This window comes from Bradyrhizobium sp. SSBR45G, assembly GCF_030159255.1.
GTDB lineage: Bacteria > Pseudomonadota > Alphaproteobacteria > Rhizobiales > Xanthobacteraceae > Bradyrhizobium.
In genome coordinates, this window is record NZ_BSCT01000026.1 from 16,365 (window position 1) to 42,935 (window position 26,571).

Genomic DNA, 26,571 nt, shown 5'->3' on the forward strand with positions numbered 1-26,571 from the left:
TCCAGACTGCCTCTGCTCGTTCACGGGAGCCGCGGTTTAGCCCATGCCGGCGCCGGTGGCCAGCCCGACCGCGCGCGGCGGCGCACGGCGCGCCCCGCCCCGAAAAAGACAACTCTCCTGCGCCTTATCGGAAGTCACGAGGGCGCGCCGCGGTCGCTTGCACCGCGGGCTAGCGGGCATCGCTCCGGAGCGGGCCACGGCTGGTCGCGGCCGTCAGCTCGGCGCGGACCTGCGCGATCACGGGCGCGTAGTCGCGGCGCCGGTCCTGCCGAAACAGGCGCATCGTCGGATACCACGGACTATCATCGCGATCGATCAGCCAGCGATAATCGGGGGCAAAGGGCAGCAGGATCCAGGTCGGGCGGCCGAGCGCGGCCGCAAGATGCGCAACGCTGGTGTCGACGGTGATGACGAGATCGAGGCTCGCCACGAGAGCGGCCGTCTCGACGAAATCGGTGAGATCCGCCGTCAGGTCGATCAATTCGGTGCGTTCCAGCAGCGCCGGCCTGTCCTCGGCGCGCGGGTCCTTCTGCAGGCTGACGAAGGTCGCGTCCGCATCGAGCAGGCCGGCCAAGGTGCGGAACGGCATCGAGCGGGCGCGATCGCGCGGATGGCGCGGATTGCCGGACCAGACGAGGCCGACCCGCAGCCGGTCATGGGCGCCGAGACGCGCATTCCAGGCCGCGACACGCGCGGGCGGCGGCGCCGGAAGATAGCAGGCTTCGGCCGGGATGGTGTCGAGCCGGGTCTGGAACACCAGCGGCAGGCTGGTCAGCGGACAGTGCATGTCGTAGGGCGGCACCATCGCACTCGATTTCGGCAGGCACTGCGCGACGCCGGGAAGCCGCGACAGCAGCGGCTGCAGTTCGTCCTGGACCAGCAGGATCACCCGCGCGCCACGCGCCGCCAGCAGCGGGACGTAGCGGCAGAACTGGATGACGTCGCCGAGACCCTCGTCGGGGCAGACCAGGACGGTCTTGCCGTCGATCGGCTCGGCGCCCTGCCAGAGCGGACCGGACAGCTTCGGGTAGCTCTCGGCCAGCACCGGAATGCGCCAGCGCGCGGCTTCACGCCCTGCCCAGCCGCGCTCGAAATCACCGCTCAGCAGTTGCAGCAGCGCCAGATTCCACGCGGCGCCGGCATCGCTCGCATCGTCGTCCACGGCACGCTGATAGCCGGCCAGCGCCTCGTCGACGCGGCCGAGCTGCTCGAGCGCAATCGCCTTGTTCGTCAGGGCATGCTTGTCGCCCAGCGCGAACGCCCTGTCATAGGCGGTCAATGCCTCCTCGTAGCGGCCGAGCGCCGAAAGACAATTCCCGATCTGGTTGGAGGCATCGGCATTGGCCGGATCGAGCAGACGCAGCCGCTCGAAATCGCCGAGCGCGTCGGCGTAGCGCGCCAGGCCGAGCAGCGTGCGCGCACGCAGGCCGAGCGCTCGGAGGTGATCGGGTTTCGCCTGCAGGCAGAGATCGAGGGAGACGAGCGCCTCCTCGCAACGCGTCGCCTGATGCAGCAGCACGGCGGCATTGTAGGCGGCCTCGGTGGAGCGAGGATCCAGCTTGAGCGCGTGCTGGAAGCTGAGGATCGCGTCGTCATGGCGCTGCAGCTCGGACAGCACCAGCCCGAGATTCTGCCACCGCTCGGCATTGCCGGGCTCGAGCTCGGCGGCCTTCTCGACCGCCTTGAGCGCCTCGGCGCCCCTTCCCTGCTGCAGCAGCACGGTTCCGAGGGTCGTGAGATAGAGCGGCTTGGGATCACGTCTGACGGCGCCGACGATCCATTCCACGGCATGATCGAACTGCCGTGTCTGGATGCAGAGCAGACCCATCAGATGCAGCGTCTCGGCATGACCGGGGTCGCGCGTCAGGATCTGCTGACAACACAGCTGGGCGTCGAGATGCTGGCCCGCCCGCAGATGCGCGATGGCCTGATCATGCAGCTGAGCCACGCCGTCCGCCGACGCGTGGCCGGTGTTCTTCTGGTCGTCCGCCTTGTTTCGCTCGATCGCTTTTCGATCTTTGCGGCCGGCCATCACGCCACCTTAAATTGCGATTCGGAAAACACTATTTGATTCGTGTCGGCCTCGAAAGCCGTCGTTCGACGACGTTTCCGGTTGCCACGCTCGCTTGCCGTATTCACAGCCCGTGTTAGCGTGTCGGAAAGCAAAACGAACTCTGGGGAGAGATCATGCGGGACGTGAGCCGGCGGGCGCATTTGCGCGGTCTATTGGGCATGGCGGCGCTGGCCGGCATGGGCGGCGCGGCCCGCGCCGCGGATCCGGCGGTGGTGCCTCCCGAGGGGATCGGCCACCGTATCAAGCATATTTCCTACAGCGATATCGGCGGCCGGCCGGACAGCGTCCAGGTCATGGCGCATCGCAATCACCTCTATGTCGGCCACATGTTCAGCGACGGCGTCACCATCCTCGACGCCAGCGACCCGCGCAATCTCAAGCCGGTGAACTTCTTCACCGCCGGGCAATTCACCCGCACGCATCACCTGCAAACCTCGGACGATCTGCTGCTGCTCGCCAACGGCGCCAACATCGTCGCGATGCAGTCGTACTCCGACCAGCGCGGCTATTTCGAGAATTCGCTGTCCGACAGCATCACCAAGCGCAAGCCGTTCCGCAGCGGCCTCTCTATTCACGACATCTCCAAGCGAGGGGACATGCGCGAGATCGCGTTTCTCGAAATGCCCGGGCTCGGCATCAACAGATTATCCTGGATGGGCGGCCGCTATGCCTATGTGTCGGCGCATTTCGACGGCTTCACCGATCACTGCCTGTGCGTCGTCGATCTCAACGAGATCACCAAACCGGTCATCGTCTCCAAATGGTGGCTGCCGGGCATGAACCGCGCCGCCGGCGAAGTCTCGGCCGCGCCGAAAGGCAAGCGTTATGCGCTGCACCACATGATCGTCGCAGGCACGCTCGGCTATGGCGCCTGGCGCGACGGCGGCTTCACCATCCATGACGTGTCCGATCCGGCGCAGCCGAAGCTGTTGTCGCGCATGAACTGGTCGCCGCCCTTCCCGGGCGGCACGCATACGCCGCTGCCGCTGCCCGGGCGCAACCTCGCCATCGTCGCCGACGAGGCCAATGCGGAGAAGTGCGCCAAGGGCCTGTTCCAGATCTTCGTCGTCGACGTCCGGGTGCCGGAGAATCCGGTGACGATCGCGACCCTGCCGGTGGCGGCCGACCGCGACTATTGCGCGGCGCCAGGCACGTTCGGTCCGCATAATCTGCATGAGAACCGGCCCGGATCGATGCAGAGCGAGGACACGATCTTTGCGACCTACAATTCCGGCGGCGTGCGCGTGTTCGACATCAGGAACCAGTTTGCGCCGAAGGAGCTGGCGTTCTGGCTGCCGCCGACGCCGGCGCGGCTGATCGATCCCCGGCCCAACATCGCCCTCGCCGCCAAGACGGCGGACGTGTTCGTGACCCGCGACGGGCTGATGTACGCGACCGACTGGAACGCCGGCCTGAACGTGCTGCAATATGACGGCTGACGCGCGCGACTCCAGAGCTCATCCGGGCCCGATCGACACCCATCGTGTGTCCGAAAGCCGGCAGCTGTGCCGAGGACACACGACGCCCATGACCGAGAACCGTTGGACCCGCGGCTACACGCAGACCGAGCTCGATGACGCCCAGTCGCGATTCGGCCTTCGCTTTCCGCCCGATCTCGTGGCCCTGCTGCGAGATCGCCGTCCCGTCGCCGGCCATGACTGGAACGATTCGAGCGCGATCCGCCGCATGCTGGACTGGCCGCTCGAAGGGCTGTTCGACGTCGAGCACAATGCGCTGTGGTGGCCTGAATGGGGTGAGAAGCCGGATCGCCCTGAGGCGCGCGAAGAGGTGCTCCGCGCGGTTCTGGCGCGGGCGCCGAAACTGATTCCGCTGATCAGCCACCGCTATCTGCCCGAGCAGCCGCACGAGGCGGGCAATCCGGTGTTCTCCGTCTACCAGGCCGACGTGATCCACTACGGCGTGAACCTCGACGACTATTTCGACCGCGAATTCCTCGGCTGGAACGGTCGGCCCTGGCCCGACCGGATCAGATACATTCCCTTCTGGTCGGACCTCGTCGCACGCAACCGAGCGTGAGCCGGCGTCACGTTGCCATTTGAAAGCAGACGCTTGTTACGATACGGCCACCGGGCCGACGAACACCCGTGTGAGATGATGCCCAGGGGCACACCGGCGCGGAGGTCGCGACGTGGGTGCCGCTCTGCCCCTCCTGACAAAGCAGAACATCCTCGTGGGACACATGCGAGCACGAGGACCTGTCAGGGCGCCTCGACTCTTCAGCTCACCTCCCCGCCTCGCGGGCACCGACTGAATCCGCGCTCAGCTACGGATGCGCCTGATCATGTAATTGTCGTAGGTCGCTTCGCAGACCTGGTGCCACTGATATTGCTCGTTTCGAAATGCGGTCATCGACTCGTACAGCTCCTTGAATTTGGCATTTCTTGTCGAGATATCGGCAAAGATCTCGTTGGTCGCCTTGAACGATGCGTCGAGGATCTCCGTCGAGAACGGCCGAAGTTGCGCGCCGGCCGCAACCAGCCGCCTGATGGCCTGTGCGTTGCGGGCGTCATACTTGGCCGTGAGATCGGCAGCGACCTGGCCTGCTGCAATCGTGACCATGTCCTGATAGACTTTGGGAAGCTCCGCCCATTTCGCGGAGTTCATGTAGATAAAACCGTTGGCGCATCCTTCCCACCAACCTGGATAGTAGTAGTAAGGCGCCACCTTCAGGAATCCGAGCTTTTCGTCGTCGTAAGGTCCGATCCATTCGGCTGCGTCGATCGTCCCCCTTTCGAGGGCGGGATAGATCTCTCCGGGCGGAATCTGCTGCGGCACGACGCCAAGCTTGCTCAACACCTGCCCCGCGATGCCGCCAACTCTGAATTTGAGACCTTTGAGGTCATCGACAGTCTTGATCTCCTTGCGGAACCAGCCCCCCATCTGCGCGGTCGTATTGCCGAACGGCAGAGCGTAGACGTTGTAGGATTTGTGAAGCTCGTTGAGCAGTTCAAGCCCGCCGCCATAGGCAAGCCACGCGTTCATCTGCCGCGTATTGAGACCAAAAGGCACCGTGGTGCCGAAGGCGAACGCCAGATCCTTTCCGATGTAATAGTACGAGGCGGTGTTTCCCATCTCGACGGTATTGTTCGACACCGCATCGAGCACTTGAAACGCCGGCACGATTTCACCAGGTCCGAACACGCTGATCTGGAATTTCTGCTCGGACAGATCCGCGATGGCCTTGCTGAACATTTCGCACGCACCGTAGAGCGTATCGAGGCTTTTCGGAAAGGACGTGGCAAGCCGCCAGCGCAGCGGAGGAGTGGACTGCGCAATGGCGGGCGCGCCGATCGCCGTAGATGCCGCGGCCAAAGTCGTAACCTTGAGAAGCTTCCTGCGATTCATGGCGGGTCTCCGATTCTGGGCGGGTGCAACGCTTTTTCCATGTCGTATCGTTGCGACCGCGCTGTTTCATTGGCATGCTGCCGTCCGGCGTCAGCCTGAACGAAGTCGATGACTTTGATCTCTCTTGGATCGTGCCGCGGTCTGCCACGAGGATACGCCCTGGTCGGATGCCCTCGCCAAGCGATGACCGCCGGTGCCCCCCTATCGAGCGTCGCGATATGCGTGACCACGGACAGCCAGCGCCGTCCGTCGTGACATCCGCCCTTCTCCAAGAGTCTTCATCTCATTCCTCCCTTTTCGATGACCCGCCACCCGAGCCCAGCGTTACGCGCTGATGATCTGTCGATGAGGCTGAGAGAACACTAGCGCAGGCGGCCACAGCCGTCGCGGCGCGGATGCCGCTGTGTCCCTCCTGGCAAAGCAGAACGTCCCCCTGGGACAAATGCGGGCTCGATGACCTGCTAATCTGATCGGCAGCCAAAGCACGCGGAGACGATTATGCCGGAAGCCCCAACGAACGAATTCTGGCGAGGAATGGCGCCAATCAAGAACGTCTTTCGACCCGACGCACAACCCGAAGTCTACATCCGGAACGCACCGATAGAGGACGAGCGGTATTACGTACCGCTCACCGAGACCGTCTTCACTCGTCCGCTCTGGATCTCGCCGAGCAAGAACAGATGGTGCGACATTCTGTATGCAAAGAAGGCGGGGCTCGTGAACCGCCATTATCATCCACATGAGGTCTTCGCCTACACCATCTCTGGCAAGTGGGGATATCTCGAGCACGACTGGACGGCGACGGCCGGAGACTTCGTCTACGAGACTCCCGGTGAGGGGCACACGCTCGTTGCCTATGAGAGCGATGAGCCGATGCGCGTCCACTTCAATGTCACAGGTCCTCTCATCTGGTTGGACGAGAATGGCGCGTGTACCGGCACCTTTGATGTCCACGACTATATCGATCTCGCTCGAAAGCACTACGAGAAGGTCGGCATCGGTGCGAGCTATATCGATCGCCTCTTCCGGTGAGATGCCCCTTGGACGATCAGCACTTCATGGCCGCAGTCTGGCACGGCGCGCGCGACATCCGGGTCGAGCCGAGGCCACGCACGTCGCTCGCACAGGGCGACGTCCGCATCAGGGTGGCGGCATGCGGCATCTGTGGCAGCGACGTGCATGAGTATGTCGACGGTCCGCATGCGATTCCCACGGAGGCCGGACATCCGCTGTCGGGACGGCGAGCTCCACTCGTCATAGGCCACGAGTTCTGCGGCACGGTCGTTGAGCTCGCGCCCGACGTATCGACTGTCTGCGTGGGGCAGCGCGTGGTCGTTGAGCCGGAATACCGCTGCGGGCACTGTGCGGCCTGTCTGAGAGGAGAATACAATCAATGCCGCTTCATGGGCTTTGCCGGGCTCATGGGCGATGGTGGGATGGCCGAAGAGGCCGTTGTGCCCGCCTACATGGCCCACGCGCTGCCCGATCAAGTGAGCTTCGAGCAGGCCGCGGTGTTGGAGCCAGCGGCGGTGGCGCTACATGCGATTCGGCAAGGAGGCCTTTCCGTTGGGATGCGGTGTGCCGTGGCGGGAGCCGGTCCGATTGGCCTGCTCATCGTGCAACTGGCCCGACTAGCAGGTGCGCGCCAGATCGCGGTAAGTGATGTGTCGAACGATCGTCTTGCGCGCGCTCTAGCGCTCGGAGCCACTCACACGGTGAATGCGCGGACCGGACGGCTGGCCGACACCGCTGGCGACGTCGATGTCGCCTTCGAGGCGGTCGGCGCGCAGGTGGCCCTCGATGATGCCTATGCCACTGTCCGAAAGGGAGGCCGATTGGTTCTGGTCGGACTGTTCGGTCATCGACCAACAATCGATGCATTCGGTCTGGTGAACCGCGAAATCAATCTCGTTTCCAGCGTTGGCTACCGCCATGTTTTCCCGGATCTCATCGCCATGGTGGCAAACGATCTCTTCGATCCGTCCCAAATCGTGACGCGCCAGGTCTCACTCGAATGCGCCGTGGACGACGGGTTCGACCGACTGGTTCGAGAGACGGTCGACGTGAAGGTCCTGGTCAGGCCATGTGACGAGGCCAGGGCCGAGGTGACGGATTCGATCGAGAAAACGCGTCACGAGACTTCATAGACAGGCTGTGATCGCCATGCTGACTGCGGCTGTTTCGGCCTCCGCCTTTGCGCAACGATTGACGCCCGAGAGCGATCCAGGAACGCTTGGGTTTGATGTTGATCGCCTGGAGCGGGTGACGCAGGCCTTCCAGGGCCATGTCGATAGCGGCCAACTTCCCGGAGCAGTCGTGCTGATCGCCCGCAAGCACAAGTTGGCCTACTTCCGAGCCTTCGGATTCCGGGACCGCGAGCAGAAGTCCGCCATGACCACGGATTCGATCTTCCGAATCGCCTCCATGACCAAGCCGATCGTCGGTGCGGGCGCCATGATGCTGGTCGAGGAAGGGAAACTGGCTATCGCCGCGCCCGTGTCCAACTACCTCCCGGAATTCAAGGATCTGCAGGTTCGGGTCGAACGGACCGATCCTGCCACCGGCAAGACCGAAACTGTCATGCAGCCTCAGCTACGGCCGATGACGGTTCAGGACCTTCTTCGCCACACTGCCGGGCTCGCCTATCCACCCCCCGTCGGCAATGGCCCAGTCGCGGATGCCTATCGGGATGCAAACGTTCTCGATCGCAATACGACACTCGCCGAGATGGTAACGAAGATGTCCAAGCTTCCCCTTGCCAACCAGCCGGGCCAGGTTTGGGAGTATAGTGCGGCGACCGATGTGCTCGGCCGGATCGTCGAAGTCGCCTCCGGGATGGAGCTCGACCGCTTCATCGAAGAGCGCATCACAAAACCGCTGGGCATGTCCTCGACAGGCTTTTACGTGCATGAGGCCGATCGTGACCGGCTCGCGCAGCCGCAGATCGACCCGGCGACCGGAAACCGTCCTCCGATGTTCGACGCGACCCAGAAGCCGAAGCTGTTCTCCGGCGGCAGTGGTCTCGTTTCGACCGCGTCCGATTACTTGCTGTTTTGCGAGATGTTGTCGCATGGCTCCAAATCCGGCACCGCGCGCCTGCTTTCACAAGCGACGATCGACTTGATGACGTGCAATGCGCTGAAGCCGGGGATCGGATACTCGGCCGCTCAATTGCAGCTCTTTGGAGATGCGGGGCCGACATCGGCGATGGGACAAGGTTTTGGTTTGGGTTTCGCTGTCCGCACCGAAGCCGGACAGAATCCATTGCCCGGATCGACCGGGTCATTCTATTGGACCGGCTCATCCGGCACGACGTTCTTCATCGATCCGAAGCAGCAACTCATCATCATCATGATGATTCAGGTTCCGCTTGCCGCTGTTTCCTTCTATCGGCACGAGGTTCGCTATCTGGCGTATCAGGCACTCTCAGTGCCTGACTAGACGACCTACGACCAGCTATCGTGCTCTGGATTCCGACGGCGTACAGCCAAAGCGCTCGCGGAAATTCCGCGAGAAATGCGAGAGGTTGCGAAAGCCCCAGCTATACGCAATTTCGGAAACGCTCGCCTGCGCCGTATCCCGCCGCCGCAGGTCCGTGCGGCACGCATCCAGACGCATCGCAAAGATGTGGGCACACAACGTGTCCGGCTCGCCGGCGAAAAGCCTGTTGAGCTGCCGGACGCTGATGCCGGCGTGCTCCGCGATCATCTCAGGCGACAATTTGGGATCGCGGAGGTTCGCTGCGATGAATTGGCGGACTCGATCCAGCAGCAACGAATGGTACGTCGAGCGCTCCACGCCTCGTGAGAAGCCGTGAGCCATGCTGAGGACGTCCCAGATCTTCTCCTCAATCTCCGTGACACCAATTGCGTTGCCGCTAAACGGACTATGGCGCGTGATGATTTGTCGGAGCGAGGTTGATATCTGCCGCGCCGCACCGACAGATCCGTCGTATCGACAGGCGGCACAGAGGTCCCAACCCGGAAAGCGCCGCCTGAACTCGTCGCCGGGAACCTCAAAGATGACGTGACGCATGAACCCGGGGAAGCCATGCATGTACGGGCGGTTCGTATCGTAGAGCACGACGTCGCCCTCGTTCAGAAGCACACACTCATTGGCACGGTTCACGAACGCAGCACCACGCATGAGCAGCGTCAGGAATACCGAGTCCTTCTCTCTCGTCCTCACATGAATGGGTAATCTCTCGACCACGTGCTGGTGTCCAATAATGTCGACCAGCTTGATGAGGCCGAAGTCAACGTACTGAAACCTGGCCTGGAGGCCGTCCACTTCCATGCTCGAGCAGGTCAAGCCGATAACGTACTCTCCGCACTGCTGCTCCCAGTAGGAAATCCGGTCGGTCGGCGGGACGACCCGCGTGTCGAACGTCGTCACGGGAGCAGTCCGCTGAACCACATCCAGCTGCATCCTTCCCTCCCTGTTGTCAGCCTGCCGCTATCGTCGCTTGCCCATCACGATATGGACCTGCACCGAGCGGGTCAAACGATCGTGGAGCGGTCGATCGACTTGTTGCGGCGCCGCAGCGGAGAGCCCGAATAGTTCACCCCGCCCCCACGTCGCTCTTCAATTGGCGGCCGAGGTGCGCGGGGACGTCAGTGATGATCGCAGCGCGCAGGCACCGGAAAGTCACGCGACTGGAAAAAAAAGGGCGGGCCCCCGCGAGGGACCCGCCCATCACCCGATCAGCAACGCTGACCGGTCCCGGGAGACCATCATGATCTCGCCGATCATTTGTGAATGAAGGGCCGTTTCGGAGGCGCCGCAGGATCATCCGGCGCCCACAATCGGAAGCTCAGATTGGCAAACACCGAATAGCCCTTGGTGATGGATGCAGAATCGAAGCCGGGACCCGCTGCCGTTCCGCCGGATGCCGACGCCGAGAATTCGTGCGTCGCCCATACGGTCAACGCCGCCGGACCAAAATTGTATGCGACAAGGCCGCCGGCCGCCCAGAGCGCATACCGATTGGTGTTGATGGCGCCGCCATAGAATGCGCTGGACCTGTCATCGGTGACCTGTCCGGCATAGTAGCCGACCGGACCGAAGGTCCAGTTGCCGATCGTTTTGGTCGCAGTGAACTCGGCGTGTAGGACATCACCAGATTTGTAGCTGGTGACAGTGCTCCTGGTGTTCATCTCCTGGAAGACGTTGGCGGTAAAATTCCAGCCATCCTTCAGATACGAGACGACAAGATTGGGCTGGAATGTCCACCAGGGATTTCCGACATTGCCAAGACCATTGGCGCCCGAGATCGTGCCGTCCGGCACGTAAATGCCGAGTCCGGCCTTGACGAAGAAGCCACTGTCGCCGAGTTTCCAGCTCAACTCGGCAGGCACGATGAAGGTGTTGTGCATGCCGGCCGGATTGATGTTCACCGGAGAGCCCACATCGGTCATGATCCATGGTTGCACAATGACCGCGTCATACGTTGCGCCAAGGAACGTCCAGCCGGGAACCCAAAGCAGACCGGACGCTTCAGAGGCGGCATGAACCGGCGTCGCGACGCCGCCGACATTGGGCACGCCTGGCCTTACGGTGTTGGCCTGGGATGTGAAGACCTGGTTGAACGAATAGAGTCCTGGCGGCGGATCCCCCGCAGTGCCGCCTCCCAGCGTAATGCCGGGCTTCTGCGCCCACCCGGAATATCCGAACTCGTAGGCAGCCACAGGCGTGCTCATCGCCATCGCGGCGATCGCCGCTCCTATCATCGATGTTCTCTTCAACATTCTGTCCCCCCTTCGGTTGGCTGACGCGAAACCGCACCGCACAGGCAGAGCCCGCCGATCCGCGCGGATTTGCGAGCCATCGCGAGATTGCGATCAGTTCGTTCGAACCTGTGGGAAGACTAGGAAGAAAATCATGTCGCCGTTATCCCGTTTCGGCAGAGTGCGCCGATGGTGCGGCCTTTTGTACGGACGTGCTGATTTTGTCACACGACTCACAAACAGCACCCGCACACGGCGAGAGACGTGTTCGCCGTGGCAGCGAACACTCTAGGATATGTTGAATGAATTGCTCTGCAGCGTCTGGGACGGCATGTCACCAAACAGCGCCCGATAGTCGCCAGTAAGGCGGCTTCGGCACGAAACGCCCCACTGTACGACGACGTCACGATGGCGCCCCGTCATCCGATCGCCGCGTGCATGGTCAGTTCATGCGGCACGCCGTTAACGCGAGCGCCCCGTAAGCACGGCGACGGCAGGACCCCGACGGCGTCCCTCAACGCCGAGCTACGAACTACGCCGACTCACACCTACCTGTCCTCGTTCGATCGACGCACGCCCCTTGCCTCTACCTGGGCTACGAAATCGCCATCCGCTTACCCGACGATCGGCATGCCATTGCGTGGCTATGAACTCGTCCGTCTTCAGCTCGCGTCGGCACAGCAGGCCGCGACAAATCTCGTTAGTTCTGCGTTGAACGAAGATGGCTTTTCAAGCTGTGGCGTATGCCCGCAATCGTCGAGAAGCACGATTCTGGCTCTAGGCGTCAAAGCGGCAGCGGCAACCGAATCCTTGGCCGGCAGGACGACATCCTGTTTCCCGTGAATGAACAGCACCGGCATGTCGAGCGACTTGAGGATCGCGTGGCTCTGTCTGTAAACCGACTCAACTATCCCGCTCAACGTCGCTGTGGCGCGCAAGCTGCGCAAGAAGGCTTTCGCGCCGCCAACGCGATACGTGTTGCGTTCCACGACCTTCCGCAGAGCGGGGGTAATGCTCGCCTGATCGTAGACGATGGCGCTCAATTGTTGCTTCACTGCGTTGGGCCCAGGCTTGGTGAGCAGCTCCCCGATGACCGGCAGCGTCATAAGTCGGAACGGGAAGAACACGTTTTTGCCTATGAATGCCGAATCGGCAAGAACGATGCCCATGACGCGGCTTGGTAATAGGCCGGCCAGCCGTATGGTAATTCCGCCGCCAAGAGAATTTCCGACGCTGTAAAACCGACCAATCGATAGAGCATCCGCGAACGCAACCATGAAGTGCGCGAACTTGTCGGCGTCATAGGGTTGCTCGCCGTCGTCTGACAGGCCATGGCCCGGCAGGTCCAAGGCAATAAGACGATGGTCGCCTATGCCTGCCTCCAACTGCAGAGTCCAGAATTCCAGGGATTCGGTGATGCCGTGAAGAAAAATAATCGGTGGCGCCTCGCCCGGTCGCTCGCGGTACCGGATTCTCACTCCCGCCACGTCGATAAACTTGTCCTGTTCGAACGTCTGCACTTTTGTCTACTCCGGAATATCAGGCGCGACTCTCTCCGCACCGATCCACACCGCTCAACAAGGCATTTTCAATGGCCAGCCCAAACCTACATCTGGATAACTGACGGACAACGTCAGACCGACCTCGAGCTATTCTCCCCAAGAACAGACAGGACTCTTCGATCCTCAAGAGGGTCCGGCTCACCCTGCCTTGGAATGCGAGCATCGGCGCTGGCCACCCAACGTTTCCCGGCGTGAATATTCTAGGGCTGAGACCACGTAGATGTTATCCCGTTTCGGCAGATTGCGCCGATGGCGGGGCATTATAATTCGTCGTTCTTTTTTTCACACGATTGACAACGTATGGCACGGGCGACGTACGCCGTGTTGGCAAGCGTTCATGGCAATCTGAATGAATTTCTCTGCAGCGTCTGCGACGGCAATTCGCCAAACAGTTCCCGGTATCTTTCTGCAAAGTGGCTCCAGTGCCAAAATCCCCAGCTTGCAGCGACTTCACCGATGGAAACGTGTCGTCCGGTCGCAGCAAACACCATCAGGTCACGACGCACGGCGTTGAGACGCGCGAACCGCAGGTACTGTGAGGGCGAAATTCCGAAGACGTCCTGAAAGCAATCCTGCAGCGTGCGTCGGCTCACTCCCACGTGTCGACAGAGCTCTGCGATACTCGGTGGAGTTTCACGGTGCGACAGCGCATAGCGAAAGGCACGATCAGCAATTTTTTTCTGAGACGTCACGTAGCTCATGGAGATTTTTCGCTCTGACATCAGCGCGTCGGCGACGAACCTCAGGAGAACGTTTTCCAGGTCATTGCGCGACTCTTCGAAGTCGAATACACGCGTCCGCGCGCATATCTCGAATACGTCGGTGATGACACGCTGCATGGCGGCGATACCGCCGGATGAGACGCTGATCCGGAGATACCGTGCCTCAACGACATCGTCGGCAAGCCGGCACTCCCCAAGATCCCTGAAGTATCCGGCAAGCCATTGCCGATCCACCACGAGGTGCGCGACGTCAAGATATTGCGGCGTCAACAGCGAGGGGAGATCCGCGCCGTCACTGAAGAGCGGGCACGGAAACGCTAGAACATGGCCATTGACGTAACCATCACCCGACGCGGCCATCGGCAGGCTGAATATCAGCGCGCCGGGCCTGGCCATTCCCTGCTTCATCAGCGCCTGGGATGTCCGCTCGCGAATGACATGGACATGATCAAGCAACAGAACGGTCGTGTGTCCGCTGAAGCAGCCCGCCGAAAACTGCTCCATGCGCATCGTCCAACCGGGCAGTTGGCCGGCGTGTACCGCGGCATCCTGCGAGTGACAATCCAAGACGCGAGCCGCTGCGCCCGCTTGAGACATGGCGATCTCAGGCATCGGATCCACCGCTATTCTTTGATTGCAATACGTCTGCGGCTGTCGGCTTTCATGAGTCGCGGAACGAGCATCTCGAATTGAACTTGCAATCCCATGCTCCAAGCTTTGGCTTTGCGACACCGCGGGCGTCGTCGCGTTTCCACCTCAAGCGGTTCGCGACCAGCACCTCGATCGGCGCAAGCATTCCGGTGTCTGCGCGCGGCTAATCCGAACGGTGGACAAGGCTGTGTTGGCTGCATCGCACGCACACCTTTGATGCTCCGATATCATCGTCACGCCAGGTACGCTCTGTGGAGAATTTCAGGATCATCTATCAGCGGCTGCGGAGCGCCCGAATAGTTCAAGCGGCCCCGCGACATCACGTGCACCTCGCTCGCCAATTGAAGAGCGACATGTGCGAATTGCTCGATCAGCAGAATCCCGGTCCCCTGCGACGCGAGCCGGGAGATCACGCTCATCAGCCGCTTCACGATCAGGGGCGCTAGTCCAAGCGACATTTCATCGGCGAAGATGAACTTCGGCCGGCACACGATGGCCTGCCCGAGCGACAGCATCTGCTGTTGGCCGCCGGACATCGAGCCGGCCCTCTGCCCCTTGCGTTCGGCGAGTTCGGGAAAGATGTCGTAGACCTCGCGGATCGCAGCCTTCAGCGTGATCCGCGAATGGTTGAAGCCGGCAGCCTGAAGATTGTCGTCGACGCTCAGGCCGGACAATACGCGATGGCCCTCCAGTACGGCGGCAATGCCGGCACCGCGGATCGCTTCGGGAGATTTCCCGACCAGCGACGCGCCATCGGACTCGATCCGCCCCCCTGCGGCCGGAAGCAGGCCCGCGAGCGCATGCACGAGGGAGCTCTTGCCGGCGCCGTTCGGCCCGAGCAGCGCCGTAATGCGACCAGTCTCGAGGCGCAGCGAAACATCGTCAACCACGCTTTTCTTGCCACGCATCACATTCAAATGGCTGACAGTGAGCGTCGTCATGCCGCCTCCTCGCCCAGATAGACCGCGCGAACCCTGGGATCTGTCAGCACATCGCGCGTTGCGCCGGATGCAATCAGGGCACCAAAGTTCAGAACCATGCTGACCGGACAGGTCGCCTGGATCAGGTCGACATCGTGATCAATCAGAAGTGTCGTCGCACCGTTGAACGCACGCATACCGGTGATGACCGTCTTGAGTTGCTCGACCTCGGTCAGCGACAGGCCTGCTCCCGGTTCATCCAGCAGGATAATTCGTGGCCGCCCCGCAACGCATCGCGCCAGCTCAACCATTCGGCGCTCGAGCGCGTTGAGGCCCGCGGCCGGTCTCGTTCGCAATTTGAGTATGCCGCAATAGTCGAGCGCCGCCGCGGTATGACGTTTGCGCTCCGATGGCGTGAAGTCGAGTGGGTCGAGGACAACCTGAACGTTATCTTCGACCGACAGTTCATCCACCACCTGCTCCTTCTGGAACGAACGGCGAAGCCCCCAGCGCGACCGGCGGAACGGCCGCATGGCCAGCAGTTCCGTACCGAAGGCGTTGATCGAGCCTTGCCGCGGCACCACAAACCCGGAAAAGACGTTCAGAAAGGTGGTCTTCCCGGCGCCGTTGGGTCCGATGACGCCGACGACGGGTGCCTCCAGGTCGATGCTCAATCGGTCGAGAGCAATGACGCCACCAAAGCTGACCGTGACATTGCGGATCGAAATCATGTCCGGCCTCTCTTCAGGCGCCGACGAATGGCCATGGCGGCATCAGACAATTGGCCGGCAAGTCCCGTTGGCGCGGACATCAGCGCATGGATCAGCGCTCCGCCGAAGATGATGTAGGCCGCGTTGCCATTGACACCGATATCATTGAGAAATGCCGGAAGCAGCCGGTACAGGATCGCGGTCAAGATCGCTCCAAACCAGTGCCAGGCGCCGCCCACGATCGTGAGAGCGAAAATCAGAACCGATTCGCCGGCAGGGAATGACCGCGCATCGAGCAATTGCAGATTGCCGGCCAACAGTCCGCCGGCAATTCCGGCCAGGAAGCCGGACAAAGCGAGGCCCCAGACCTTGTAGAGCGTGACGTTGACGCCGGCCGAAATCGCACAAGCCTCCGAGCGGCGTATCATGGCCCAGGCGCGCCCCGGCCGCGTGGTCTCGTGCCACCGTATGAGCAGGAAGCCGAGAGCGGTCACACCCGCGCAATAGCGCAGGTATGCGGGGTCCGATTGCGCAATGAGCGGCCGCGGCATGTAGGCAACGGAGCGGACGGCGAATCCGGTGAATCCGTCACCCCCATTGGGGAACTGGATCACATTGATCAGGACCGCAAATCCTCCGGCCGCCATCAGCGTCACCAGCGCCAAATAGAGGCCGCGCATGCGAAGCGCCGGATAGCTCAATACCATGCCAACAAGTCCGGCCGAGAGCCCCCCGCACAGCACGTTCATCTCGAACGGCAGACCGGTGCCATGCGCGAGCCGAAGCGTCACCCACCCACCGATGCCCATCATCGCCACCTGAGCCAACGAGACCAAACCCAAACGACGGTAGAGGAGCGCGATCGAGGCAGCCGTCAGGGTGTAGATCGCAACCGACGTCAGTATCTTGAGCCAGAGACCGTTGGCGACGGCGGAGAGCAAGATGAGGACGCCCAGAATCGCGGCGCTCATGACATGACGGCGCACGGACAGTCCGGCCGTCGCTTCCACTTTTGCGGATGAGATTTCGAAGTTGGTCATCAATCCTCGCCGGCGAAGGTCAGGTAGCGACCGCGCTGCATCCACATCAGCGCGGCGATCGCCACCACGAACGGCGCAGCGACACGGAAGGGTGTCAGCGGACTATAGAGCGCCAGCATGCTCTCGATGATTCCGATGGCGATGCCGGCGGCGAAGGTCACGGGTATCGACGTCAGCCTTCCGATCACGGTCGTTGCAATGATTGGAATGACCAGGAAGGTGAGCACGGTCGGATCGAGCCGCACCAGATCGCCGAACAAGAGACCCGTAAAGCCAGCCAGCGCGCCCGAGACGCTCCATGCCGTGGTCTCGACCTTCCTGATCGGGACGCCCAAGACGGAAGCCACCTCGCGATTGTCGGCAAGCGCCCTCATCATCAGTCCCATACGCGTGCGGGCCAGGAGAACGCCAGTCAGCGCGGTGATCGCAATGCCGGCGCCGATCGCGAGAAGCCTCGTTCCGGTGATGCGCACGCCCAGAACTGCGACGGATTGCTTGTCGACCGTCAACGAGAGGCTACGCGGCGTGATCGACCAGATAAGGTTCATCAGGCCGAGCAGCGCGATGGCGAAGCCGAGCGTCGCGACGGCTTTGACCACGGGCTCGCGGTGCGCAAGGCCTGGCGCCAACAGCCGACCGAAAGCCAGCGAAAGCAACAGCCCGGCTCCGATGCTGGCGGCCCATGCCAGCGGTTCCGGCCCTCCCCAATTGAGGACCTGCCAGGCGATCATGGCGCCGACAGCGCCGATCGCCCCATAAGCGAAGTTGAGCACACCGGTCGCCCGGTTGAGCAGCACCAAGCCGATGCCGCCAAGCGAATAGAGCGCTCCCAGCGCGAGGCCGGACAGAAGAAAAAGACCGTAGGCCAACATCATGCGCCCCCATCTGCGTGCCGGCGCGTTCGGCTCTCCACCGCTGCGAAGGATCGGAGCGGTGAAGGCCGAACTGGCGCGAGTGGCGACTACTTGCCGATACCGAGCCGTTTCTCCTGCGCAATGATCGGGTCGAGATAGGCGCTGTCGACGCCGGTGCATTCACCGACGACCTTGAAGCCGTCCTTTGCGATCTGCACCATCATGTTGGCGTGGTTGGGCATGTGGCGATCGCCGTCGCCGACATAATACGGGCCGCACAACAGGTCGGACTTCTCGTTCTTGATGGCCCGGATTGCCTCGCTGACGCTCTTGCGATCGATCTTGGCCGGATCGAGCTTGAGCATCGCATCGACGAAGAAGCGTGCGGACAGATATCCTGACTGGCTGAACGTGTCGCGCTTGTCCTGGGCCGTGCCGTATTTGTCGAGAACCTCACGCCAGTTCGTCGCATCGGGACCCTTGCCCTCGATCGGCGTCAGTTCAATATTGACGTGCATGACACCCGCCCAATGGTCGCCAAGAATGCCGGGGATCGCCTTGTCGTAAAGCGGCGTCGACGAGATCCATTTGAAGTTGTCGCGGATGCCCTGCTCCTGCGCAACTTTGAGAAAACCCGCCGCCATCCCTGCTGGAAGATTGACCAGAACGGTATCCGCGCCGGAGGCCACGGCGCGCAACACGGCCGAGTTCATGTCGGCCGAGGCTGGGTCCATCAGGATAGACGATCCGCTCAAGCCTTTCGACTGCATGTATTTCTCGGTCCAGCCGCAGGAATATTGCCCCACGCTTGGAATGTTGAGGCCTATGCAGATGACGTTCTTCGAACCCAGCTTGGTCACCGCCCATTGGGCTGCGCCGACGCTCGAAGGCAGTGGCCCTTCATTCGTGGAAACGATGTTCTTGGACTCGAAACATTCGGAGACCGCGCACGCGGCCGCCATCGACATGACGTCCTCCGCGGCATAGAGCTTTGCGTTGACGCCCATCTCGACGAACGAGCCGCTGGCGACCAGCGCGACAACTTTCTCGTCCTTGACCAGCTTGGCAGCCACCAGTCCGGCGACTTCAGGATTCCATTGATCGTCCTGGATGAGATATTCGATCGGACGGCCGTTGATGCCACCATTCGCGTTGACACACGTGAAATAGGCCTTCGCCGCCTTTGCTGAAGCGGAGAAGTCGTCGGGTCCGGTTTGGCCGACGACGGCTCCGACCTTGATCGGTTGGCCGGTAGCCTTGGTGCCGTTGTTCAAGCCGCATTTCGGTGCTGCCAACGCCGAGCCTGACGTCAGCGCGAGCACTGCGCCTGCTGCAATGATGGTCGACCTGTGGCGCTTCATGGATATTCCCTCCCCGGGGTTCGTGTTGATTGTGACTAGTTTCTTTTGTTCGGCGTCTCTCAGGCCGCCGTTTCCTTGCCCAAAATGAAACGCGCGCCGCGCTCGCCGATCATGATGGTGGGTGCGTTGGTGTTGCCCGAGACCAGCGTCGGCATGATCGATGCGTCGACCACGCGCAGCCCGTCGAGACCCCGCACCTTCAGATCCTCGCCCACGACCGCCATGCGATCGCCGGGCGCCCCCATCTTCGCGGTTCCGGCCGGGTGGAAGACGGTTTTGGATACCGAGCGGACATAGTCCCGCAGAGCCTGCGGATCCTTTTCCACGCCGGGCTTGGGCAGCGCGCGTCGCTTGACGATGCGGGCCAGCGATGGCGCCTCCGTTATCCTGATGGCCAGTTCGACCCCGCGCACCAACGTCTCGAGGTCCGCAGGGTTGGACAGCGCGTTGGCGTTGAACAGGGCCGGGTCCTTTGGATTGGCCGAACGCAGCTTGACGGTTCCGCGCGACTGCGGCCGGAGAAAGCACGGCCCGATCGAAATCCCGTGACCGGGCTCCTGTTGCCGTTCCGCGAAACCGATGAAGGTGGGCAGGACGTGAAACTGCACATCGGGCGAGCCGGTGCCGGAGGTATCGACGAAGCCGCCGCATTCCACCACGTTGGATGTCAACAGGCCGGTCTTGGTCAGCATGTACTGCAGCATGTGCTTCGCGCCGGCCAATCCCTTGTCCTGACCGAGCAGCGAGAGGATGCTGATCTCTGCCTGAACTGTTGCCTCGAGATGATCCTGGTAGTTTTCGCCAACGCCCGGCAGGTCCGCGACCACATCGATGCCGTGACTCTTGAGGTGGGCGGCGTCACCAATGCCCGAGAGCTGCAGGATCTTCGGTGTTGCAATGGCGCCGGCCGAGAGGATCACCTCCCGGTGCGCGCCATAGGTCTCGCCGCTTTCGAGAGCGACGCCGGTCGCGCGCCTGCCTTCGAAAAGGACTCTGTGCACACGCTTGCCGGTCAGGATGGTGAGATTCGCGCGCCCTTCGGCATCGCGAAGGAAGCTCTCGGCGGACGATCGGCGGCGGCCGTCATGCGTGGTGGTCTGGTAGAAGCCAACGCCTTCCTGGTGCGCGCCGTTGAAGTCTTCGGTGTAGCGCAGGCCCGCTTCCTGCGCGGCGCGGATAAAGGCCCAGGAAATCGGATGCCCGTAGGGGCGGTCAGAGACCTTCAAAGGCCCCTCCGCGCCGTGGAATTCGTCGGAGAGGCGCTGGTTGCCTTCGAGGGCGCGAAACACCGGCAAGACCTTGTCGTACGACCAATGCCGGCAACCCATTTGCGCCCAGCTGTCGTAGTCCTGCTTCTGCCCGCGGATGTAGACCATGGCATTGATCGAACTGCCGCCGCCGAGAACATTGCCCTGCGGCACGATCGAGGGGAGCCCGTTCAATCCCTTCTCGCTCTCCGAGGCGTAGAAATGGACGTCAACGCCCTTCTCAATCACTTTGAAAAAGGTCGCGGGGATATGGATGTAGCGATCGCTATCCTTGCCGCCGCTTTCGATCAGCAACACCCTGTTGGTCGCACTTTCCGATAGACGCGCGGCGAGCACGCAGCCCGCCGAACCACCGCCCACGACGATATAGTCAAACCCTGCCGTCATTTCCCGCCTCTGGAAAGATTGCCTGCAACGACCCTCAGCTCCCCACCGGTCAACAGAACACAGTCTGGACAGTGGTGAATTCCTTCAATCCTTCGGCGCCGAATTCGACGCCAAAGCCCGATTGTTTGACTCCGCCGAAGGGAGCGTTGGGCTGGATCGCCCCGTGCTTGTTGATCCAAACCGTTCCGCACTCGAGTTGGCTGGCGACCGCCTTGGCCCGATCGAGATCGCTGCCCCAGACGGATCCACCGAGCCCCATAGGGCTGTCGTTGGCCTTCGCTATGGCTTCCGCAACATCGTGGTAGCGGATGATCGGCAGCGCGGGACCAAACTGCTCGGCGTCGACGAGCCGGCAACCGTGATCGATGTCGGCGACGAGAGTCACGGGGTAGAAAAAGCCCGGTCCGCCCTCCGGATTCCCGCCCAGCAATATCCGTCCGCCCTTGGCGCGGGCTTCCTCGACGTAAGAGGACACGATGTCGAATTGCATTCGATTTTGGACCGGGCCGAGCGCCGAGGCTTCCGACAGGCCGTCACCGACAGGCACTGCACTGGCATAGGCGGTGAGCTCCCGGCAGACGTCGTCATAGATGCTGTCATGAACGTAGAGCCGCTTGAGGCACGCGCAGGTCTGACCGGAATTGATGAACGAGCCCCAGAACAGGCCCTCGGCGATGGCCTTGGGATCGGCGTCGGGCAGCACGATTCCAGCATCGTTGCCGCCCAACTCCAACGTGAGCCGCTTGAGCGAAGGAGCGGCACTCTCCATGATTCTTCGGCCGGTCTCGATCGAACCCGTGAAGGTCACTTTCGCGATTCCCGGGTGGCGCGACAGCGCCGCCGCGACGTCGTTGTCACAGGTGATCACGTTGACGACCCCCGGAGGCACCACGTCGTTGATGATCTCGACCAGCCGGATCGTCGACAGCGGGGTGTTGGGTGACGGCTTGATGATGACCGTGTTGCCCGCACGCAGCGCAGGAATGATGTGCCAGCAGGCGATCATCACCGGCCAGTTCCACGGCGTGATCGAAGCGACGACCCCGATCGGCTTGCGGTGGAGCTCGACCCGCCCTTCCGGATTATCCTGCAGCACCTCGACCGGCAATTCGATCTCGGCGGTGTGGCGGGTCCAGGCCACGGCGCCGCCGATCTCGAACCGCGATCCAAGGCCGCCCAGCGGCTTGCCCTGTTCGAGCGTCAGAAGCTTCGCAAGCTCTTCGCCATTGCGCTCGATCGCAGCGGCTATCCGCCGGCAGGCGTCGGCACGCTCGGAGTCCGGGACCTTCCGCCAGGCTTCGAATGCGCGTGTTGCGGCGAGGACCGCCGCATCCAGATCGGCGGCGGTCGCAAGCGGCATGCGTCCAACGACATCGCCTGTCGATGGATTACGCACGTCGCAATGGCGAGCGGTTTCGATCGACTTGCCACCCACGACGAGCCCGAACGGTTTCATCAGCGATACTCCTCCCTGAGCATTTTGAGCTAAGAGAGAGCATTGCCCTGCAACTGTCTTGGACTCCGTCGCAGACCGAATTGGACAAACACGCAAGGCCGGGCTTTGGCAGGAAGGCTCCTGGAGCGCAACTGCGAACGCAGGCGAGCTCCCAATGCTACTCCTACACCTCTAAGGCCCAGTTCCGAGGCCGCAGGGCCTCAGCTTGGACTACCGGAAATACCGCCCCGCACGATGGATTTCGGCGAACACGAAAATACGCGCTTGAAACAACGGTTGAAGTAGGAAATGTCGTTGAACCCCGAATTGTACGCAACCTCGGCAATCGTGGTGACGGTCCCCTCGCGAACGAGGCTGAGCTGATCGCGCGCATAGTGGAGGCGACGTGTACGGATAAGCGAGTTCACCGTCGTGCCAAGCACACTGAAGTCGCCTTGCAGGGTTCGCAGAGAAACCCCGACGCGAGTGGCCAGCCATTGTGGCGTGAGTTTCTTCTCGGTCAGGTGACGATCGATGAGGATTTGAACGATCTCGATCCGTTGATGTGCACAATCACTTTGGACTGAAAACTCGTCAGCGTCGTCCGACGCAAACGCCTGACGCGTTGCACTGAACAACAATTGACGCAACTCCGGCGCCCGCTTGTTGGCGCTGTCCGTCGTCATGAGCTTGGCAACCAGGCCTCGCAGGATCGAAGACATCGGATCGTCGGCTCCCACACGACGCGAAACGTCTACACGGGTCGACCGATCGGAAAAGAAGATCTGCCGTGGCAAATGCACCGACAGATGGTTGGAGAACTGCCCACCAAAATGGAAGGTCGATGGGCTCGAGGAATCGACCAGAACGCAGTCGCCGGGCGCGACGATCGTCTGTCGCCCATACTGCTCAATGCCGCATTCGCCCTCGATCTGGAGCAGCAGGAAGAGATTTTCGCCGTAGTCCTTGCGGATGTCGTCGAGATCCCGCCGTATGATCGCAAGGTCATTTGCGACCTGCACGAACTCCATCCCGCCCGCGGCGGAGGAGTGCACCCGCCCGGTCACGCTGCGCACCCCGTCGCACGGCTTCGACTGAAAATTTCCACAGACCGAACGGAGTGAGCTGGACCATTCGTCGAGGAGATACTCGCGATAAACGTCCGGCGAGAATTCGCGAAACCGCGTAAGCTCCATGACCGTCTCCCCGGTTTGCACCTATGCCGTGCATTTCTTGCGTTTCCGGACGAAACTATAGCGTTGCCCGGAGAAATTCAATTCTCCTCGATTGGCCCGGCCGAGCTCCTTTGCAGGTCCTGGCGTCCCCCAGTGCCCGCCGTCACGTGGCTCAAGTCCTCCTTAGGACACCACTAAGGATAACGCGGCACTTGGGATCGAGAACAGCCAAACACCGGCGCCAGTTACCGGCCCGCCTGAACTTTGACTATCTCCTAGCCTGATATGACCGACGTCAATCCGCCATCGATAGCAAGTCTCTGTCCGGTGATATGCTTGCCGGCGTCGCTGGCGAAGAGAACCACGGCGCCTTTCAGATCGTCCTCGTCGCCGATGCGGCGCAACGGCGCGCCGGCGGCGAGCTTTTCGACACCGACAGCCTCGATCGTACCCTTCGTCATCCTCGACGGGAAGAAGCCGGGCGCCAGGGCATTGGCCGTAATTCCGTAGCGTCCCCAGCTCCCCGCCAGCGCCCGCGTGAAGTTGATCACCGCACCCTTGCTCGTATTGTAGGCGACCATCTGCATATCCCCGGAACTTCCGAACAGGCCCGCGATCGAAGCGACGTTGATGATGCGGCCATATTTGTTCGGAATCATCGAGTGCTTCGCAACCTGCTGGCTGAGCAGGAACAACGAACGGATGTTCAGATTCATCACCTTGTCCCACGCCTCGATCGGGTAATCCTCGGTCGGCGCAGCCCAGTTTGCACCCGCATTGTTTACCAGAATGTCCACCCGGCCGAGCTTCTCGATTGCTTCGTCAGCGAGCCGCTTGACGTCGTCGTCCCTGGTATTGTCCGCAGCGATCCACTCCGCGCTGATGCCGAGAGCGGTGAGATGCGCCTGGGCCTTTTCCAGATCTGCCGCCTTGCGCGACGAAATCAACACCCGAGCCCCTTGCTCGCCCAGGGCCTCGGCGATCTGCAGACCAAGTCCGCGAGAGCCGCCTGTCACGAGGGCATTCTTGCCGGTGAGATCGAATGCCTTCTTGATGCTTCCCATGGTCAACTCGTCTTGTGGGCGGAGTTCTGCTGCGCGATCATGTCGTCTGCGGGCTCTCTATTTCCCGCGGAATACTGCCGAGCGACGTTCCACGAAAGACTGGATGCCTTCCTTCATGTCTTCGCTGCTGAAGACGCGATCCATGATCGTAGGGATGTAGTCGATTGCAGCCGTCTCGCCCGCCTCGATGTATTTCAGTGCGGCTTCCTTGGTCACCTGGATGCCGATCGGCGCGTTCTTGGCGATGAGTTGTGCGATTTCCATCGCGCGGGCAATCTGTTGGCCGGGAGCGACGACTTCCTGGACAAACCCGATCTTGTACGCTCGGGCCGCATTGAACTCGTCGCACAGGAGCAGATGATACATCGCATCTCCCCAGCCGGCCCGGGTCAGATAGCGAAAGTGCGCGCCCCCGAGCGGCGCGATTCCGCGCTTCGACTCCATTTGGCAGAACCGGGCATCATCGGCCGCAACGACGATATCGCCAGCCAGCATCATTTCGATGCCGATCGTAAAACAGATTCCCTGCACTGCCGTCACGATCGGCTTGCGGCAACGGTTTTTCAGCGCGAACGCATCGATGTTTCCGGCCTTGATCTCGGTGTTCTCGGCCTTTGGACCAAAGAACTTCGGCATATCCAGCCCGGCGGTGAAATCAGGGCCTTCGGCGCAGAGGACCCCGACCCAGTAATCGTCCGTCCGGTCGAGAAGCGTCATCGCATCCGACATCTGCGCCATCATCTGCGGACTGAACGAATTCTTCTTCGCCACGTTGTCGATGATGATCTTGAGGACACGTCCGTGCACCTCGGTTCGGATCTGGCCGACCTGGACTTTCGTCTCGCTCATCTGCTTGTCTCCAACTTCGTTCTAGCGAATGCAGGTCGATGGCCGATGCAGTCGCCGCTTCTTTTCCAGCCAGCTTGGGACGTTCGCCACGCATTGGCTCCAGGAGATCTGGATCGCCGTTGATGCTCGTTGGCGGAGCCCCTCGCCTCCAGCTGTCGGCTCAGCGGGCTCTCCCATTCAGCAGTCGCTTGGCTCACTTGTCCTCGGCGCTGAGAACCTTGCCGAACTGATCCCACGTGCGGCCGTTCCAGCGCTGAAGCTGCAGCTGCGTATACGCCATGCTGCTGTCGGGACCGGTGTTGATCGTCACGCCAGGAATCAGGGTCGGCAGCGACAGACCGCGGATGCTCCGCGATTGCTTGACGATGTTCTCACGCGACAGATCGTTGCCGCACTGCTTGAGCACCTGCTCCAGGATCTGTCCCTGTTGCGTACCGAACAGATAATTGGCATCCCCGATATCGGCGCCGGGCAGGTACTCGGCGAAATAGCTACGGTACCATTTGATACCGGCGTCGTCGGCCCATTTGCTGTCGTTCGGATCCTTGGTGATCGTGGCGGCGACGATGCCAATGGCTTTGTCCGATCCTGCCGGAACGATGGTCGACGATACCGAGCTCGAAACGAAGTTGATCAGGAACAGGGGCTTCCAGCCAATCTCATCGGCCTTCTTGATGGCCTGCGCCGCGAATTTTGGCGTTCCGGCAACCAGGAAGGCTTCTGCGCCCGACGCTTTCAGCGAAACGACGTGGGAGTCGATGGTCGGCTCCGTCACCTCGTACGATGACGCGACGACCTTCTTGTCAAAATCGTCCTTCAGGTAGCCCTTGAACGCGTTGACGAAGTCCTTACCGAGATCGTCGTTCTGATAGAGGATGGCGATCCTCGCATCCGGACGAGCTTGAGTGACATACTTCGCGTAGATCCGTCCCTCGGTGTCGTAGCTCGGCAAGCCCGTCGTCGTCATTGGAAATTCCGCAAAGTTCGTGAACTTTGTGACTCCGCTGACGACGAAAAGGTGAGGTACCTTCTTGGCATTGACGTATTTGATGGTGGCGCTGATGCCAGGCGTCCCCAGCGGGCCGAACAGGAAGGCGACCTCGTCGCTTTCGACGAGCTTCCTGGTCTGCTCCACGGTCTTCGGCGGACTGTAGGCATCGTCGTAGGTGACGAGGTTGATCTTTCGCCCGTTGATTCCGCCGCGATCGTTGATCGACTTGACGTAGGCGATCAGGCCCTTGCCGGTATTGCTGAGCGGCGACGCCGGACCACTGAACGGGAACGTCGCACCGATCTTCACCTCCGATTCGGTAACCCCCGGCGTTTCCGCATGGGCGGTCGCGCCGACCATCGAGGCCGCGAGCGCGACTGCAGCTATGGTCATTCTCAACATAGACGTCTCCCTCC

General features: G+C 61.7%; 23 protein-coding genes. 6 read left to right on the forward strand and 17 right to left on the reverse strand.

The genetic code is table 11. From position 1 onward, the window contains the following. Positions 1–169: 169 nt before the first annotated feature. Positions 170–1,786 carry a tetratricopeptide repeat-containing glycosyltransferase family protein gene (locus QQL87_RS25410; RefSeq protein ID WP_284421693.1) on the reverse strand — a complete coding sequence of 539 codons (1,617 nt, stop codon included), beginning with the start codon at positions 1,784–1,786 and terminating at the stop codon, positions 170–172. Between the two features lie 3 nt (positions 1,787–1,789). Between QQL87_RS25410 and QQL87_RS25415 the strand changes: the two genes are divergently transcribed. The 3 genes from QQL87_RS25415 (at position 1,790) to QQL87_RS25425 (ending at position 4,111) form a co-directional block, all read left to right on the forward strand. Further along, positions 1,790–2,071 carry a hypothetical protein gene (locus QQL87_RS25415; protein ID WP_284421695.1) on the forward strand — a complete coding sequence of 94 codons (282 nt, stop codon included), beginning with the start codon at positions 1,790–1,792 and terminating at the stop codon, positions 2,069–2,071. A gap of 116 nt (positions 2,072–2,187) precedes the next feature. After that, entirely contained in the window at positions 2,188–3,513 is a 1,326-nt protein-coding gene (locus QQL87_RS25420) for an LVIVD repeat-containing protein (RefSeq protein ID WP_284421696.1), read from the forward strand. 88 nt (positions 3,514–3,601) lie between these two features. Continuing rightward, on the forward strand, positions 3,602–4,111 hold the full coding sequence (locus QQL87_RS25425) for a hypothetical protein (RefSeq protein WP_284421697.1): 510 nt from the start codon (positions 3,602–3,604) through the stop codon (positions 4,109–4,111). A 243-nt stretch (positions 4,112–4,354) separates the two neighbouring features. On the opposite strand, the gene QQL87_RS25430 is transcribed toward QQL87_RS25425, so the two are convergent. Further along, positions 4,355–5,440: a TRAP transporter substrate-binding protein gene (locus QQL87_RS25430; RefSeq protein WP_284421698.1), complete on the reverse strand. Its 1,086-nt coding sequence runs from the start codon at positions 5,438–5,440 to the stop codon at positions 4,355–4,357. Positions 5,441–5,938: 498 nt separating this feature from the next. Here QQL87_RS25430 and QQL87_RS25435 point away from each other — a divergent pair, with 498 nt between their 5' ends. From QQL87_RS25435 to QQL87_RS25445, 3 genes are read left to right on the forward strand one after another with little or no spacing between them, the layout of a single operon-like run. Further along, positions 5,939–6,472, forward strand: a complete 534-nt coding sequence (locus QQL87_RS25435; RefSeq protein WP_284421699.1) for a 2,4'-dihydroxyacetophenone dioxygenase family protein — start codon at positions 5,939–5,941, stop codon at positions 6,470–6,472. 8 nt (positions 6,473–6,480) lie between these two features. Beyond that, entirely contained in the window at positions 6,481–7,587 is a 1,107-nt protein-coding gene (locus QQL87_RS25440) for a 2,3-butanediol dehydrogenase (RefSeq protein ID WP_284421700.1), read from the forward strand. A 16-nt stretch (positions 7,588–7,603) separates the two neighbouring features. Continuing rightward, the gene (locus QQL87_RS25445; protein ID WP_284421701.1) at positions 7,604–8,881 is read left to right on the forward strand and encodes a serine hydrolase domain-containing protein; all 1,278 of its coding nucleotides are present in this window, start codon (positions 7,604–7,606) and stop codon (positions 8,879–8,881) included. A gap of 15 nt (positions 8,882–8,896) precedes the next feature. Here the strand turns inward: QQL87_RS25445 and QQL87_RS25450 are convergent, their stop codons facing one another. From QQL87_RS25450 to QQL87_RS25520, 15 genes are all read right to left on the reverse strand, one after another. After that, a complete protein-coding gene (locus tag QQL87_RS25450; RefSeq protein ID WP_284421702.1) occupies positions 8,897–9,868 on the reverse strand; it encodes a helix-turn-helix domain-containing protein in 972 nt (323 codons plus the stop codon). Between the two features lie 320 nt (positions 9,869–10,188). Beyond that, on the reverse strand, positions 10,189–11,145 hold the full coding sequence (locus QQL87_RS25455; protein WP_284421703.1) for a SphA family protein: 957 nt from the start codon (positions 11,143–11,145) through the stop codon (positions 10,189–10,191). A 683-nt stretch (positions 11,146–11,828) separates the two neighbouring features. Beyond that, the gene (locus QQL87_RS25460) at positions 11,829–12,686 is read right to left on the reverse strand and encodes an alpha/beta fold hydrolase (RefSeq protein ID WP_284421704.1); all 858 of its coding nucleotides are present in this window, start codon (positions 12,684–12,686) and stop codon (positions 11,829–11,831) included. 377 nt (positions 12,687–13,063) lie between these two features. After that, positions 13,064–14,062 carry a helix-turn-helix domain-containing protein gene (locus QQL87_RS25465; protein WP_284421705.1) on the reverse strand — a complete coding sequence of 333 codons (999 nt, stop codon included), beginning with the start codon at positions 14,060–14,062 and terminating at the stop codon, positions 13,064–13,066. 272 nt (positions 14,063–14,334) lie between these two features. Further along, the gene (locus tag QQL87_RS25470; RefSeq protein ID WP_284421706.1) at positions 14,335–15,042 is read right to left on the reverse strand and encodes an ABC transporter ATP-binding protein; all 708 of its coding nucleotides are present in this window, start codon (positions 15,040–15,042) and stop codon (positions 14,335–14,337) included. Then, positions 15,039–15,752 carry an ABC transporter ATP-binding protein gene (locus QQL87_RS25475; RefSeq protein ID WP_284421707.1) on the reverse strand — a complete coding sequence of 238 codons (714 nt, stop codon included), beginning with the start codon at positions 15,750–15,752 and terminating at the stop codon, positions 15,039–15,041. The genes QQL87_RS25470 and QQL87_RS25475 overlap by 4 nt, the downstream gene beginning before the upstream one ends. Further along, complete coding sequence (locus QQL87_RS25480; protein ID WP_284421708.1) at positions 15,749–16,771, reverse strand: branched-chain amino acid ABC transporter permease; 1,023 nt, start codon at positions 16,769–16,771, stop codon at positions 15,749–15,751. Before QQL87_RS25480 ends, QQL87_RS25475 begins: the two co-directional genes overlap by 4 nt. After that, positions 16,771–17,646: a branched-chain amino acid ABC transporter permease gene (locus QQL87_RS25485; RefSeq protein WP_284421709.1), complete on the reverse strand. Its 876-nt coding sequence runs from the start codon at positions 17,644–17,646 to the stop codon at positions 16,771–16,773. Before QQL87_RS25485 ends, QQL87_RS25480 begins: the two co-directional genes overlap by 1 nt. 86 nt (positions 17,647–17,732) lie before the next feature. Continuing rightward, a complete protein-coding gene (locus tag QQL87_RS25490) occupies positions 17,733–18,986 on the reverse strand; it encodes an ABC transporter substrate-binding protein (RefSeq protein WP_284421710.1) in 1,254 nt (417 codons plus the stop codon). Between the two features lie 59 nt (positions 18,987–19,045). Then, positions 19,046–20,641, reverse strand: a complete 1,596-nt coding sequence (locus tag QQL87_RS25495; RefSeq protein ID WP_284421711.1) for a GMC family oxidoreductase — start codon at positions 20,639–20,641, stop codon at positions 19,046–19,048. A gap of 49 nt (positions 20,642–20,690) precedes the next feature. After that, a complete protein-coding gene (locus QQL87_RS25500; RefSeq protein WP_284421712.1) occupies positions 20,691–22,097 on the reverse strand; it encodes an aldehyde dehydrogenase family protein in 1,407 nt (468 codons plus the stop codon). A gap of 200 nt (positions 22,098–22,297) precedes the next feature. Beyond that, on the reverse strand, positions 22,298–23,272 hold the full coding sequence (locus tag QQL87_RS25505; protein ID WP_284421713.1) for a helix-turn-helix domain-containing protein: 975 nt from the start codon (positions 23,270–23,272) through the stop codon (positions 22,298–22,300). Positions 23,273–23,526: 254 nt separating this feature from the next. Then, positions 23,527–24,315 (reverse strand): SDR family oxidoreductase, encoded by a 789-nt coding sequence (locus tag QQL87_RS25510; protein ID WP_284421714.1) that lies wholly within the window; start codon positions 24,313–24,315, stop codon positions 23,527–23,529. A 57-nt stretch (positions 24,316–24,372) separates the two neighbouring features. Continuing rightward, the gene (locus tag QQL87_RS25515) at positions 24,373–25,164 is read right to left on the reverse strand and encodes a crotonase/enoyl-CoA hydratase family protein (RefSeq protein ID WP_284421715.1); all 792 of its coding nucleotides are present in this window, start codon (positions 25,162–25,164) and stop codon (positions 24,373–24,375) included. 193 nt (positions 25,165–25,357) lie between these two features. After that, positions 25,358–26,557 (reverse strand): ABC transporter substrate-binding protein, encoded by a 1,200-nt coding sequence (locus tag QQL87_RS25520; RefSeq protein ID WP_284421716.1) that lies wholly within the window; start codon positions 26,555–26,557, stop codon positions 25,358–25,360. Between the last annotated feature and the right edge of the window lie 14 nt (positions 26,558–26,571).

Coding starts and splice junctions, on each gene's coding strand:
- QQL87_RS25515 (WP_284421715.1), bottom strand. CDS start 25,164: ATGAGCGAGACGAAAGTCCAGGTCGGCCAGATCCGAACCGAGGTGCAC.
- QQL87_RS25450 (WP_284421702.1), bottom strand. CDS start 9,868: ATGCAGCTGGATGTGGTTCAGCGGACTGCTCCCGTGACGACGTTCGAC.
- QQL87_RS25445 (WP_284421701.1), top strand. CDS start 7,604: ATGCTGACTGCGGCTGTTTCGGCCTCCGCCTTTGCGCAACGATTGACG.
- QQL87_RS25490 (WP_284421710.1), bottom strand. CDS start 18,986: ATGAAGCGCCACAGGTCGACCATCATTGCAGCAGGCGCAGTGCTCGCG.
- QQL87_RS25510 (WP_284421714.1), bottom strand. CDS start 24,315: ATGGGAAGCATCAAGAAGGCATTCGATCTCACCGGCAAGAATGCCCTC.
- QQL87_RS25475 (WP_284421707.1), bottom strand. CDS start 15,752: ATGATTTCGATCCGCAATGTCACGGTCAGCTTTGGTGGCGTCATTGCT.
- QQL87_RS25455 (WP_284421703.1), bottom strand. CDS start 11,145: ATGGCGATGAGCACGCCTGTGGCTGCCTACGAGTTCGGATATTCCGGG.
- QQL87_RS25430 (WP_284421698.1), bottom strand. CDS start 5,440: ATGAATCGCAGGAAGCTTCTCAAGGTTACGACTTTGGCCGCGGCATCT.
- QQL87_RS25485 (WP_284421709.1), bottom strand. CDS start 17,646: ATGATGTTGGCCTACGGTCTTTTTCTTCTGTCCGGCCTCGCGCTGGGA.
- QQL87_RS25470 (WP_284421706.1), bottom strand. CDS start 15,042: ATGACGACGCTCACTGTCAGCCATTTGAATGTGATGCGTGGCAAGAAA.
- QQL87_RS25415 (WP_284421695.1), top strand. CDS start 1,790: ATGATCGAACTGCCGTGTCTGGATGCAGAGCAGACCCATCAGATGCAG.
- QQL87_RS25500 (WP_284421712.1), bottom strand. CDS start 22,097: ATGAAACCGTTCGGGCTCGTCGTGGGTGGCAAGTCGATCGAAACCGCT.
- QQL87_RS25505 (WP_284421713.1), bottom strand. CDS start 23,272: ATGGAGCTTACGCGGTTTCGCGAATTCTCGCCGGACGTTTATCGCGAG.
- QQL87_RS25435 (WP_284421699.1), top strand. CDS start 5,939: ATGCCGGAAGCCCCAACGAACGAATTCTGGCGAGGAATGGCGCCAATC.
- QQL87_RS25480 (WP_284421708.1), bottom strand. CDS start 16,771: ATGACCAACTTCGAAATCTCATCCGCAAAAGTGGAAGCGACGGCCGGA.
- QQL87_RS25495 (WP_284421711.1), bottom strand. CDS start 20,641: ATGACGGCAGGGTTTGACTATATCGTCGTGGGCGGTGGTTCGGCGGGC.
- QQL87_RS25425 (WP_284421697.1), top strand. CDS start 3,602: ATGACCGAGAACCGTTGGACCCGCGGCTACACGCAGACCGAGCTCGAT.
- QQL87_RS25520 (WP_284421716.1), bottom strand. CDS start 26,557: ATGTTGAGAATGACCATAGCTGCAGTCGCGCTCGCGGCCTCGATGGTC.
- QQL87_RS25420 (WP_284421696.1), top strand. CDS start 2,188: ATGCGGGACGTGAGCCGGCGGGCGCATTTGCGCGGTCTATTGGGCATG.
- QQL87_RS25465 (WP_284421705.1), bottom strand. CDS start 14,062: ATGCCTGAGATCGCCATGTCTCAAGCGGGCGCAGCGGCTCGCGTCTTG.